General features: G+C 68.1%; 11 protein-coding genes. 8 read left to right on the top strand and 3 right to left on the bottom strand.

Annotated elements, in window-relative coordinates; translation table 11 throughout:
- The first annotated feature begins 3 nt into the window (after positions 1-3).
- Complete coding sequence (locus EV699_RS15120; protein WP_132544249.1) at positions 4-798, top strand: outer membrane protein assembly factor BamD; 795 nt, start codon at positions 4-6, stop codon at positions 796-798.
- 88 nt (positions 799-886) lie between these two features.
- A complete protein-coding gene (locus EV699_RS15115; RefSeq protein ID WP_132544247.1) occupies positions 887-1408 on the top strand; it encodes a nitroreductase family protein in 522 nt (173 codons plus the stop codon).
- A 13-nt stretch (positions 1409-1421) separates the two neighbouring features.
- Here EV699_RS15115 and EV699_RS15110 read toward each other — a convergent pair whose 3' ends face one another.
- The 3 genes from EV699_RS15110 to sucC form a co-directional block, all read right to left on the bottom strand.
- A complete protein-coding gene (locus EV699_RS15110; protein WP_132544245.1) occupies positions 1422-3056 on the bottom strand; it encodes an NAD+ synthase in 1635 nt (544 codons plus the stop codon).
- 93 nt (positions 3057-3149) lie between these two features.
- Positions 3150-4022, bottom strand: a complete 873-nt coding sequence (gene sucD, locus EV699_RS15105; protein ID WP_132544243.1) for a succinate--CoA ligase subunit alpha — start codon at positions 4020-4022, stop codon at positions 3150-3152.
- 24 nt (positions 4023-4046) lie between these two features.
- On the bottom strand, positions 4047-5210 hold the full coding sequence (gene sucC, locus EV699_RS15100) for an ADP-forming succinate--CoA ligase subunit beta (protein WP_132544241.1): 1164 nt from the start codon (positions 5208-5210) through the stop codon (positions 4047-4049).
- Positions 5211-5360: 150 nt separating this feature from the next.
- Between sucC and EV699_RS15095 the strand changes: the two genes are divergently transcribed.
- The 6 genes from EV699_RS15095 to EV699_RS15070 all read left to right on the top strand — a co-directional run bounded on the left by EV699_RS15095 (position 5361) and on the right by EV699_RS15070 (position 12235).
- Positions 5361-5606, top strand: a complete 246-nt coding sequence (locus tag EV699_RS15095; protein ID WP_132544239.1) for a PP0621 family protein — start codon at positions 5361-5363, stop codon at positions 5604-5606.
- Between the two features lie 32 nt (positions 5607-5638).
- The gene (locus EV699_RS15090; protein ID WP_132544237.1) at positions 5639-7357 is read left to right on the top strand and encodes a sensor histidine kinase; all 1719 of its coding nucleotides are present in this window, start codon (positions 5639-5641) and stop codon (positions 7355-7357) included.
- Positions 7336-8676, top strand: coding sequence for a sigma-54-dependent transcriptional regulator (locus EV699_RS15085; protein WP_132544235.1), 1341 nt, complete (start codon positions 7336-7338; stop codon positions 8674-8676). Before EV699_RS15090 ends, EV699_RS15085 begins: the two co-directional genes overlap by 22 nt.
- A gap of 330 nt (positions 8677-9006) precedes the next feature.
- Complete coding sequence (locus EV699_RS15080; protein ID WP_132544233.1) at positions 9007-9414, top strand: pilin; 408 nt, start codon at positions 9007-9009, stop codon at positions 9412-9414.
- Positions 9415-9494: 80 nt separating this feature from the next.
- Positions 9495-11387, top strand: a complete 1893-nt coding sequence (locus EV699_RS15075) for a hypothetical protein (protein WP_132544231.1) — start codon at positions 9495-9497, stop codon at positions 11385-11387.
- A complete protein-coding gene (locus tag EV699_RS15070) occupies positions 11384-12235 on the top strand; it encodes a glycosyltransferase family 2 protein (protein WP_132544229.1) in 852 nt (283 codons plus the stop codon). The genes EV699_RS15075 and EV699_RS15070 overlap by 4 nt, the downstream gene beginning before the upstream one ends.
- The last annotated feature ends 2 nt before the right edge of the window (positions 12236-12237 follow it).

The raw sequence follows: 12237 nt of genomic DNA, 5'->3' as shown, positions 1-12237 counted from the left end.
CGCATGTCTGCATCCCGCCGTCCGTTCCTCGCCACCCTCGCCCTGCTGCTCGCGTTCGCGGGCGTTTCGGGCTGCTCGCTGCTGCCCGACAAGATCGACGAGACACGCAACTGGTCGGCGGCGAAGTTCTACTCGGAAGCGAAGGATGCGCTGGACAACGGCAACTACCAGCAGGCGATCACCTATTACGAGAAGCTGCAGGCACGCTATCCGTTCGGGAAGTATGCCCAACAGGCGCAACTCGAGTCGATCTACGCATATTACAAGGACAGCGAGCCCGATTCGGCCATCGCCGCCGCCGATCGCTTCATCAAGACCAACCCGCGCCACCCCTACGTCGACTACGCCTACTACCTGAAGGGCCTGGTGAACTTCAACCGCGCCGACGGCCCCGTCGACCGCCTGCTGCCGGCCGACCCGACCCGCACCGACAGTGCGACCGCGATGCAGTCGTTCAACGACTTCAACGAACTGGTGACCAAGTTCCCCGACAGCAAGTACGCGCCGGATGCGCGCCAGCGCATGCTGTTCCTGCGCAACAACCTGGCGAGCTACGAGGTCAACGTCGCAGCCTTCTACCTCGAACGCGGCGCCTACGTGGCCGCCGTCAACCGCGGCAAGTACGTGCTCGAAAACTACTCGAGCGCGCCGGCGGCGGCCGACGCCCTGGCGGTGATGACGCGCGCCTACGCCGCGATGGGCATGCGCGACCTGGCCCGCGACTACCTGCGGGTGCTGCGCGAGAACGCGCCGAACCGCGCCGATCTGCCGCAGCTGAGCGCCCTCGTCGAAGGCTGAGCCCGGCGCCGTCCCTGCGGGCGGCGCGCCACAGGCCGCGGTGCCGGTCGCCGCGAGAGCTTCATCACGCGCCCAAAGGTACGGACCCATGTGGGATTTCTTCGAAACGGTGCGGCACCGCCATTCGGTTCGCCAGTACCAGGCCGACATGCCGGTGGAGGACGCCAAGCTCCACGCCATCCTCGAAATGGCCTGCGCCGCACCGTCCGCCGGTGACCTGCAGGCCTACCGCATCGTCGTCGTGCGCGACGCCGCGGAACGCCAGGGGCTCGCGGACGCCGCCGCAGGCCAGCACTTCATCGCCGCGGCGCCGGTGTGCCTGGTGTTCTGCGCCGACCCGGCGCGCTCCGCGACCGAGTTCGGCCCCCGCGGCGAGGCCCTCTACGCGGTGCAGGACACCACCATCGCCGCCGCCTACACCCAGCTCGCCGCGGTTGCCGCCGGCCTCGCCTCGGCGTGGATCGGCTACTTCGACGAGGTCGCGGTGGCGCGCCTGCTCCACCTCGAACCCGGCCTCAAGCCGATCGCGCTGATGACCGTCGGCTATCCCGCCGAACTGCCGAACCCCACCCCGCGCCGGCGGCTCGCGGAAGTGGTCAGCTTCCGCTGACGCCCCGGCGGCCTCAGCGCCGGAACCCCGAGGTGATCGGGTAACGGCGGTCGCGCCCGAAGGCCCGCGGGGTGATCCGCACCCCCGGTGCGGCCTGGCGGCGCTTGTACTCGTTGACGATCACCAGCCGCACCACGCGTTCGACGGTCGCCCGCTCGAAGCCCTCGGCGACGATCTCGTCGACCGCGCGGTCCTGCTCGACGTAGCGCTCCAGGATGGCGTCGAGCACGTCGTAGGGCGGCAGCGAATCCTGGTCGGTCTGCTCCGGGCGCAGCTCGGCCGACGGCGGGCGGTCGATCACCCGCTGCGGGATCACCGGCGTCAGCGCGTTGCGCCAGTGCGCGAGCCGGTACACCAGGGTCTTCGGCACGTCCTTGATCGGCGCGAAGCCGCCGGCCATGTCACCGTACAGCGTCGAGTAGCCGACCGCGGTCTCGCTCTTGTTGCTGGTGGTCAGCACCAGCCGGCCGGTCTTGTTGGAGAGCGCCATCAGCAGCACGCCGCGGCAGCGCGCCTGGATGTTCTCCTCGGTGGTGTCGGCGGCGAGGCCGGCGAAGCGCTCCGCGAGCAGGGTGTTGAAGGCGTCGAACGCCGGCTCGATCGAGATCACGTGGTAGCGCACGCCGAGCTGGCGGGCTTCGAGCGCGGCGTCGGCATTGCTCATGTCGGCGGTGTAGCGCGACGGCATCGACACCGCCTCGACCGCGTCCGCGCCGAGGGCATCGACGGCGATGGCGAGGGTCAGCGCCGAATCGATGCCCCCGGAGAGCCCGAGCACCGCGCCCTTGAAGCCGTTCTTGGTGACGTAGTCGCGCACGCCGAGCACGATCGCGCGGTACACGGCTTCCTCCTCGCTCGGCTCGGGGGCGAGGGTGCCCGGCACCGGCAGCAGCCGCCCGTCGGCGTCGCGCGTGAAGTCGACCGGGTACAGGCCCTCGACGCAGAACGGCGCGCGCTGCGTGATCTCGCCGGCGGCATCCAGCACCAGCGAGCCGCCGTCGAACACCAGTTCGTCCTGGCCGCCGACCTGGTTGACGTAGACGATCGGCAGCGGGCTCTCGCGCACGCGGGCACGCAGCACATCGGTGCGCTGGCGGCCCTTGCCGAGGTGGAAGGGCGAGGCGTTGAGGTTCAGCATCAGCTCGGCGCCGGCCGCGAGCGCCTGCGCCGTCGGCTCGGGGAACCACACGTCCTCGCAGATGCTGAGGGCGAGGCGCACACCGCGATGCTCGACCACGGTCGGCGTCGTGCCCGGAACGAAGTAGCGCTTCTCGTCGAACACGCTGTAGTTCGGCAGGCGCTGCTTGGCGTAGACCGCCTTGACGGCGCCGTCGGCGATGAACGCGGCGGCGTTGTAGAGGCCGCCGAGGCTGCTCGTCGGGTAGCCGATCACCACCGCCACGCCCTCGACCGCGGCGGCGATGCGTGCCACCGCGGCCGCGGTGGCGCGGATGAACTCGGGGCGCAGCAGCAGGTCCTCGGGCGGGTAGCCGGTCACGGTCAGTTCGGGGAACACGATCACGTCGGCGCCGTGGCGGTCACGGGCCTCCCGGGCGCTGGCGACGATGCGCTCGGCGTTGGCCTCGACGGCACCGACCAGCGGGTTGAACTGGGCCATCACGACCCGAAGTGCGTGGCTGCTGCTCATGCGACCGGCCTCGGAATGCGGTAACGGGCAAACAAAAAGGGCGGGGATGTCCCGCCCTGCGGATTCTAGACCCCGCGCGCGGCGGGCCGGGGCTCAGCCGGAGAAGAACTCGTTGATCGCCGAGCCGAGATCGGCGGGCGAGCGCACGGTCCTGACGCCGGCGGCGTCGAGCGCGGCGAACTTGTCCTTGGCCGTCCCCTTGCCCCCCATGATGATGGCGCCGGCATGCCCCATGCGCTTGCCGGGCGGCGCGGTGACGCCGGCGATGTAGGCGACCACCGGCTTGCGCACGTGCGCCCTGATGTACTCGGCGGCCTCCTCCTCGGCCGAGCCGCCGATCTCGCCGACCATCACGATGCCCTTGGTGGCGCTGTCGGCCTCGAACAGCTCCAGCACGTCGATGAAGCTCATGCCGTGGATGGGGTCGCCGCCGATGCCGACGCAGGTGGACTGGCCGAGGCCGATCTGCGTGGTCTGGTGCACCGCCTCGTAGGTCAGCGTGCCCGAGCGCGAGACGATGCCGATCTTGCCCGGCTTGTGGATGTGGCCCGGCATGATGCCCATCTTGCACTCGCCGGGCGTGATCAGCCCCGGGCAGTTGGGGCCGATCAGGTACACGCCGCTGCCCTTGAGCGCGGCCTTGACCTTCAGCATGTCCATCACCGGGATGCCCTCGGTGATGCAGGCGATCACCTTGATGCCGGCGTCGGCGGCCTCGAGGATCGCATCGGCGGCGAAGGGCGCCGGCACGTAGATCATCGAAGCGTTGGCGCCGGCCTGGGCGACCGCGTCGTGGACCGTGTTGAACACCGGCTTGCCGAGGTGGGTCTCGCCGCCCTTGCCGGGGCTGACGCCGCCGACCAGGTTGGTGCCGTAGGCCAGGCACTGTTCGGAGTGGAAGGTGCCCTGCGAGCCGGTGAAGCCCTGGCAGATCAGCTTGGTGTTCTTGTCGATCAGGATGCTCATCGTGTTCTCGTCCCCGGATTCGGCTTACTTCTTGGCCGCGGCCACGGCCTGCTTGGCGGCGTCGGTGAGGTCGTCGGCGGCAACGATGTTCATGCCGCTCTCGGCCAGCATCTGCCGGCCGGCCTCGACGTTGGTGCCCTGCAGACGGACCACGACGGGGATGGTGAGGCCGACTTCCCTGACGGCAGCGATGATGCCCTCGGCGATCAGGTCGCACCGTACGATGCCGCCGAAGATGTTGACCAGGATCGCCTCGACCTTGTCGGAGGAGAGGATCAGCTTGAAGGCCTTGGCGACGCGCTCGGCGGTGGCGCCGCCGCCGACGTCGAGGAAGTTGGCCGGCTCGCCGCCGTGCAGCTTGACGATGTCCATGGTCGCCATCGCCAGGCCGGCACCGTTGACCATGCAGCCGATGTTGCCGTCGAGCGCCACGTAGTTGAGGCCGATCTCGTGGGCGATGTGCTCGCGCTCGTCCTCCTGCGTCGGATCGCGCATCTCGGCGAGATCCTTGTGGCGGTAGCTGGCGTTGTCGTCGAGATTGACCTTGCCGTCGAGCGCGAGCAGCTTGCCGTCGGCGGTGACGATCAGGGGGTTGATCTCGACCAGCGAGCAGTCCTTCTCGACGAACATGTCGTAGAGGCCCTGCATCACCTTGACGAGGTGGTTGACCTGGTCCTTCTTCAGGCCCATGCCGAAGCCGAGCTGGCGCGCCTGGTAGGCCTGGAAGCCCGCCGTCGGGTCGATCGCGACGGTGAGGATCTTCTCGGGGGTGTGCGCGGCGACCTCCTCGATGTCCATGCCGCCTTCGCTGGAGCCGATGAAGGTGATCTTCTTGCGGGAGCGGTCGACGAGCACCGAGAGGTAGAGCTCGTCGACGATGTTCAGCCCTTCCTCGATCAGCACCGCATGGATCGGCAGCCCCACCGGGCCGGTCTGGATCGTCGACAGGCGCGAACCGAGCATCTGCCCGGCGATGTCGTCGACCTCGTCGAGGCTGCGGGCGAGCTTGACGCCCCCGGCCTTGCCACGGCCACCCGCATGAACCTGCGCCTTGACGACCCACACGGAGCCGCCGAGCGTCTTCGCCGCGTCCACGGCCTCGCGGATCGAAGTCGCCTTGATCCCGCGCGGCACCGCGACGCCGAACTGGCGGAACAGGTCTTTCGCCTGATATTCATGGAGATTCATGCGCGTGCCACCCCCTGTATTTGTAGGAGGCCGTACTATAGCCGAAAAGCCGCAAACGCTGCCTAGTACGCCCTCGGACGGCGCCTGCGCGGGGCCGCCGCCGCTCTGCTATCGTGGCGGCTGCGCGACGCTTCCGGCGCAGGTGTAACCATGTCCCGCGTGCTCATCGTTCTCTTGCTGATCGCCGTCGGCGTCTGGATCGTCGGGCGCCTGCGGCGGTCACGCCGCGCACGGCCGCAGGCGCCCACCGAGTACCGGCGCACGGTCCGCTGCCGGCACTGTGGCGTGCACCTGCCGGCCGAGCGCGCGCTGACCGGCGGCGATGGCCAGCCCTACTGCTGCGAGGAGCACCGCCGCAGCGCCGCGGCCGCGCGCCCCACCGACCGATCGGAATGATGCTGGCACCAGGCTATCCGGCTCCAAGGACCATGAGCAGTCATCAGCCCTCCCTGGCAGGCATCCTGCCCGGCACGGTCGCCGATCGCCGCCACGGCTGGTCGGTGTTCCGCGCCTACAACCTGTACCGGCTGGCGCTGGCGGCGCTGCTGCTCGGCATCTGCGCGGCCGGTGAACAGGGCCGCATCCTCGGCGCCGTGCGGCCCGAGCTGTTCTGGTGGGTCGCCCTCGTCTACTTCTGGATCGTCGCGCTGACGCTCGGCCTGAGCTACGCGCGCCGGCCGCCGCTGCTGATCCAGGCCTCGGCGCAGGGGGCGGTCGACGCGATCTGCCTAGGGCTCCTGCTGTATGCGAGCGCCGGCGATGCCAGCATCGGGGCGCTGCTCGTCACCGCGGCCGCCGGCAGCGCCATCCTGCTGCCACCGCGGCCGCTGATCGGCGTCGTCGCGCTCGCCTGCGCCGCCGCCTCGCTGGCGTGGCTCGCGCATCTCTGGACGGTGTTCAGCCAGCGCACCGGTGCACCGCGCTTCGGCACCGAGTACCTGGTGCCGCTGGTGCAGTTCGCGAGCGGCAGCGGTTTCGAATCGAGCCGCCCGGCGCTGCTGTGCCTGCTGCTCGCCGCCGCCGCCGCGATCGCCTATCACCTCGCCGAGCGCACCCGGCGCAGCGAGCACCTGGTGCTCGAGCGCACCTTCGAGCTGCTCGAGATGGCCGAGCTCAACGCGACCATCCTCAAGCACCTGCAGTCCGGCATCGTCGTCGTCGACCGCCACTCGCACGTGCGGATGATGAACCAGACCGCCGCCCAACTGCTGGACGTGCAGGGCCCGGCCGAGGGCCGCCCGCTCGCCGAACTGTCGCCGGTGCTCGGCGAACGCCTCGCCGCCTGGGTCGGCGCCGAGGGCAGCACGCCGCGGCCGTTCCGCCAGGCCGAACACCTGCCGGAGATCATCCCCGAGTTCAGCCACCTGCCGGCCAGCCGGGCCTTCGACACCCTGGTGTTCCTCGAAGACTCCTCGGCCGCCGCGCAGCGCCTGCAGCAGATCAAGCTCGCGGCGCTCGGCCGGCTCACCGCGAGCATCGCCCACGAGATCCGCAATCCCCTGGCCTCGATCAGTCACGCGGCGCAACTGCTGAGCGAATCCAGCGTCGGTCCGACCGAGAAGCGCCTGGGCCGAATCATCTTCGAGAACGCCGGCCGCGCCAACCGCATCATCGCCAACGTGCTCGACCTGTCGCGGCGCGAGGCGGCCAGGCCGGAAACCCTGCTGCTCAAGCCCTGGCTGGAGGAGTTCGCCCGCGAGTTCAGCCGCGGCCGCGGCGCCCCCCTGCCGACGATCACGATCACCGTCGAACCGGCCAGCCTCGCCGTGCGCTTCGATGCCAGCCACCTGCAGCAGGTCCTGTGGAACCTGTGCAGCAACGCCTGCGAGCACGGCAGCGAACCCGGCCGGGCGGCGCGCATCCGCCTCACCGCGGCCGTCGATGCCGAACGCCGCCGCCCCTTCCTCGACGTGCAGGACAGCGGCCTCGGCATTCCCGAGGCCGAGGCACGCCAGATCTTCGAGCCCTTCTTCACCACCAACCCGCGCGGGACCGGCCTCGGCCTCTACATCTCGCGCGAACTGTGCGAGGCCAACCGCGCGCAACTGCAGTACCTGCGCCCCAGCGGCGGCGGCAGCTGCTTCCGCGTGACCTTTCCGGCGACCGGACGCAACGAGGACGCGCCATGGACACTTGCCAGGCACTGATCGTCGACGACGAAGAGGACATCCGCACGCTGATCGAGATGACCCTGCAGCCGCAGGGCGTCCGCTGCGACAGCGCCGCGACGCTGGCCGACGCACACCGGCTGCTGCGCACGCGGCCGTACCAGTTCTGCATCACCGACATGCGCCTGCCCGACGGCAACGGCCTGGAGCTCGTCGCCCACGTCCAGCGCCACCACCCGGACATGCCGATCGCGGTGATCACCGCGCACGGCAACGTCGAGAGCGCCGTCGATGCGCTCAAGCTCGGCGCCTACGACTTCGTCTCCAAGCCCTTCGACATCGCCACGCTGCGCAGCATGGTCGCCACCGCGCGCAAGCTCGCCCGCCCGTCCGACGCCCGCAGCGCTGCGGTGCCGCGCCAGACCCTGCTCGGCGACTCCGCGGCGATGCAGCGCGTGCGCAGCCTCATCGCCCGGCTCGCACGCAGCCAGGCGCCGGTGTTCATCAGCGGCGAATCCGGCACCGGCAAGGAACTCGCCGCGCGCCTGGTGCACAGCTCCGGGCCGCGCGCCGACAAGCCCTTCGTGCCGGTCAACTGCGGTGCGATCCCCGCCGAGCTGATGGAGAGCGAGTTCTTCGGTCACCGTCGCGGCGCCTTCACCGGCGCGGTGCAGGACAAGGCCGGCCTGTTCCAGGCGGCCGACGGCGGCACGCTGTTCCTCGACGAGATCGCCGAACTGCCGCAGCACATGCAGGTGAAGCTGCTGCGCGCGATCCAGGAGCGCGCGGTCAAACCGGTCGGGGCGACGCACGAGGTGCCCGTCGACGTGCGCGTGCTCAGCGCGAGCCACCGCGACCTCGGCCGCATGATCGCCGAGGGCGGCTTCCGGCGTGATCTCTACTACCGCCTGAACGTCATCGAACTGCACCTGCCGGCACTGCGCGAACGGCCGGAGGACATCCCGGTGCTGTGCGAGCACCTGCTCGCGCGCCTCGCCGCCACGGCCGGCCTGCCCTGCCCGCACATGCATCCGCAGGCGATCGCCGCCCTGCAGCGCCACCCCTTCCCCGGCAACGTGCGCGAGCTCGAAAACATCCTCGAGCGCGCCTTCACGCTCTGCGACCACGACACCATCGGCCCGGCCGACCTGCAGCCCGACCCTCCGCCCGCCGACGCCGGAACCGTGCGCACCGCGGTGCCGGTATCGGACCTCGAGGGCTACCTGGAAGGGCTGGAGAAGGAAGCGATCGAACAGGCCCTGCGCGCCTGCCGCTACAACAAGACCGCTGCCGCCGAACGCCTCGGCATCAGCTTCCGCGCGCTGCGCTACCGGCTGAAGAAACTCGGCATGGAGTGAACCCCGCGCGGAGATCCCGCGCCCGAACGGCGACCTGCGTGGTCGACGGGCGCCGTCACCCGGTTGCTCGTGCCGCAGTCCCCGGCGTCCGGTTTCCCTCCACCGAGCGGGGTGACGAAAAACGTCAGTTCCTGGCACATCGAGTCATCCGCCGGCTTCCCGCACATGGCACCGCCGCCGGGTGGCATGCAGCAAGCCGCTGATCGGCCAAGCCGATGCAGCCACCACGCCGGACGGCAAGCTATTTGCTCGACAATGGGCGCGTGGAGCCGTCGCTTGCCGACGGAACGCAAGCTCACCGGTCCCGACGACCCACAGGGAGAACACACCATGAAGAAGATGCAGCAAGGCTTCACTCTCATCGAACTGATGATCGTCGTGGCGATCATCGGCATCCTCGCCGCGATCGCGATCCCGTCGTACCAGGACTACACGCGCAAGGCGCAGTTCTCCGAACTGCTGTCGATGGCATCGGCGGCGAAACTCGCCGTGAACGAGTACACGATCGCGAAGGGCGGCGTCCCCGCCAGTGGTTCGTCGCCTACGGCCATCGGGTTTTCCAGCCCGGCGACCAGCTTGGTCTCAAGCATCGGTTGGAGCACCAACCGACTGGTGATCACGGCGACAGCAAAACTCGGCGGCGCAACGGTTTCACTCACCCCTACGTACACCTCCGGCACCGGCGTTACCTGGAAGTGCGCCGCGACCTCGAAGTACGCGCCGTCCTCCTGCAAGTAAGCTGTCTCTTGATCGCACTCCCCAGCCGCGGCCATGCCGCGGCTTTTTCTATGCGCGCATACCGCCACCCGGATCTCTGCTTGGCAGCCCTCCTCGGGCTGGTTCTGGCGACGACCTGTTTCGTTTACTGGCCCGGGTTAGGCGGCCCGTTCATTCTGGATGACGACCCCAACCTGAAGCTGGCAATCATCGATTCGCTCGACTGGAACGAACTGCGCAAAGCCGTCTTCGGAAACTACAGCGGCCAACTCGGGCGACCGGTTGCCGCCTTGAGCTTTGCGCTCAACATCTTCTTCAGCGGCTACGATCCCTGGCCACTCAAGTACGTCAACCTCATGCTGCACGCGCTGACGGGTGTCCTGATCTGCTGGTTCACCATCCGTTTGCTGCGCCAGGAACCTCTACGCCCGCAGAACTCCAGCCCGGAACTGATCGCAGTGCTGGTGACTGCCCTCTGGCTGCTGCACCCGCTGAATGCCAGCACCGTACTCTATGCGGTGCAGCGCATGGCCCTGCTCTCGGCGCTCTTCGTCGTCGCGGCCATGCTGTGCTATGTGCTGGCCCGCGAACACCTGATCAGAGGCGAGCGCTTCAAATCGTTGTGCTGCCTCCTGTTATGTGCCGGATTCGGTGTACTCGGCCTGTTGAGCAAGGAAAACGGCGCCCTGCTGCCCCTGTACATCCTGCTCGTCGAGTACACGGCCTTCCGGCCGGCCCATGAAGACAGGACCAGCAGAAACCTCGTCAACACCTTACTCCTGCTCTGCTGTGTCCTGCCGGTCGTGGCCGCCATCGGCTACCTGATCACGCACCCCGAATATGTCATGTCGGGCTATCGCAGCCGGGATTTCACACTCACCGAACGCCTCCTCACACAGCCGAGAGTCCTCCTCCATTACCTGCATCTGATCGTGTTGCCACGACTTGCCGACATGGGGCTGTTTCAGGACGGCTTCCCGATCTCGCGGCATCTCGACGTCGCCACGGCACTGGCCGTGCTGTTCTGGCTGGCGCTGATCGCGATCGCCGTCGGTGCGCATCGCAAGCATCCCGTCATCACGCTCGGCATCGGCTGGTTCTGCATTGCCCATCTGCTCGAGTCGACGGTGTTCGGGCTGGAAATGGTCTTCGAACATCGCAACTACGCTGCGAGCTACGGTCCCCTGCTGTGTCTGGTCTACTACGGCTGGCAGGTGCTCACGCGGCTGCGCTCACGCCTGCTGAGCGCAGCGCCTTGGCTGCTGTACGCTTGCCTGCTGGCCTGGCTGACGAACGCGCGTGCCGACATCTTTGGCAGTTACGATCTGTTCGTCACCTATAGTGTCGCCACCCACCCCGCGTCGCCACGCGCCCAGATCGCAGCCGCCAATCTCCTGATTCAAAACCGGGGCGACCCGGAACAGATCCGCGCCCACATCGAAACCGCGATGAAACTCATCCCGGGCGACGCCGGTCCTCCCCTTCACTTGTTGATAACGTATTGCGCGACAGCGGCACCCCCTCCTGCTCTCGTCGAGAACGTGTTATCCGCCTTGAGCCAGGGCCGGCTGACGGCCTACGCGACCGATACGTTGCGCCGGCTCGTCGATACCAAGATCGAGCGGCATAACGACTGTCCAGCGGTGTCACCCGAGTTACTGCTTCGGCTCACCGATGCCGCCGTGAGCAACGTGCGCCAAACCTCGCCGTTTCATGTGCACTACCTGGACGGACAAGCCCTGGCACTCAATAGCCGCTACGCCGCCGCCGCCGTCCAATTCCGCATGGCCTATGACCTGGGCGCCTCGATGCCCGTCGTGCACCGCGTCGTCCCGCTGCTGTATCGCATGCAGGTACTACTGGCGACCGAAGACACGGACGCCGCGAAAGCCCAGCTCGACGAGATCATCGCGTTGAATCGTGCGCACTCGCTCGGCCTGGAACCCGATATCGGCGCCGTCGATAAACTTCTGCGCGCATCCGGAAGCGAATGAAGAGCATCAACATCGTCATACCGGCCCGCCAGGAAGCCGCGACGCTGCCGACGCTGCTGGAAAGCCTCGGCAGTCTGGTCGACCCCGAACAGATCATCGTCGTCGACGATGCATCGTCCGACGCGACGGCCAGCCTGTGCCAGGAATACGGCGTCGTACACCTGCGGCATCCCTATAACCTCGGCAACGGCGCCGCCATCAAGACCGGCTGCCGCCACGCCATGGCCAACGTCCTTGTGCTGATGGATGCCGACGGCCAGCACGACCCGGTCGACGTGCGCCGCCTCGTCGAGAAGCTGGACGAGGGATACGACATGGCGGTGGGTGCCAGGGCGCCCTCCTCGCATGCCAGCCTTCCACGACGCCTGGCGAATGCCTTCTACAACCGCCTGGCGAGCTGGATGACGGGCCACCGGATCGACGACCTCACCTCGGGTTTCCGTGCAGTACGCACGGAGCGCTTCCGCGAGTTCCTGTACCTGCTGCCGAACGGCTTCTCCTATCCGACGACGATCACCATGGCGTTCTTTCGTAGCGGCTATCCGGTGGCCTACGTCCCCATCGTCGCCGGACGTCGCTCGGGCACCAGTCACATCAAACCCTTGCGGGACGGACTGCGCTTCCTGCTGATCATCTTCAAGGTCGGCACGCTGTATTCGCCGATGAAGCTGTTCGGTCCGGTGAGTCTGTTCTTCTTCCTGCTCGGTGCGGGCTATTACACCTACACCTTCATCGCCGATCACCGCTTCACCAACATGAGCGCACTGCTGCTGACCACCTCGGTGATCATTTTCCTGATCGGGCTGGTGTCGGAGCAGATCACCAGCCTGCTCTACCGACGCGAGTGAGG

It is taken from the genome of Plasticicumulans lactativorans (assembly GCF_004341245.1).
In the GTDB taxonomy this organism is placed as follows: domain Bacteria; phylum Pseudomonadota; class Gammaproteobacteria; order Competibacterales; family Competibacteraceae; genus Plasticicumulans_A; species Plasticicumulans_A lactativorans.
The sequence above is the reverse complement of the archived record's forward strand: the minus strand, read 5'-3'. Positions and strand labels throughout refer to the sequence as shown.

Excerpts from the sequence above, each read along its gene's own strand:
- EV699_RS15115 (WP_132544247.1), top strand. The coding sequence starts at position 887 with ATGTGGGATTTCTTCGAAACGGTGCGGCACCGCCATTCGGTTCGCCAG.
- EV699_RS15070 (WP_132544229.1), top strand. The coding sequence starts at position 11,384 with ATGAAGAGCATCAACATCGTCATACCGGCCCGCCAGGAAGCCGCGACG.
- EV699_RS15110 (WP_132544245.1), bottom strand. The coding sequence starts at position 3,056 with ATGAGCAGCAGCCACGCACTTCGGGTCGTGATGGCCCAGTTCAACCCG.
- EV699_RS15090 (WP_132544237.1), top strand. The coding sequence starts at position 5,639 with ATGAGCAGTCATCAGCCCTCCCTGGCAGGCATCCTGCCCGGCACGGTC.
- sucD (WP_132544243.1), bottom strand. The coding sequence starts at position 4,022 with ATGAGCATCCTGATCGACAAGAACACCAAGCTGATCTGCCAGGGCTTC.
- EV699_RS15085 (WP_132544235.1), top strand. The coding sequence starts at position 7,336 with ATGGACACTTGCCAGGCACTGATCGTCGACGACGAAGAGGACATCCGC.
- EV699_RS15120 (WP_132544249.1), top strand. The coding sequence starts at position 4 with ATGTCTGCATCCCGCCGTCCGTTCCTCGCCACCCTCGCCCTGCTGCTC.
- EV699_RS15095 (WP_132544239.1), top strand. The coding sequence starts at position 5,361 with ATGTCCCGCGTGCTCATCGTTCTCTTGCTGATCGCCGTCGGCGTCTGG.
- EV699_RS15080 (WP_132544233.1), top strand. The coding sequence starts at position 9,007 with ATGAAGAAGATGCAGCAAGGCTTCACTCTCATCGAACTGATGATCGTC.
- sucC (WP_132544241.1), bottom strand. The coding sequence starts at position 5,210 with ATGAATCTCCATGAATATCAGGCGAAAGACCTGTTCCGCCAGTTCGGC.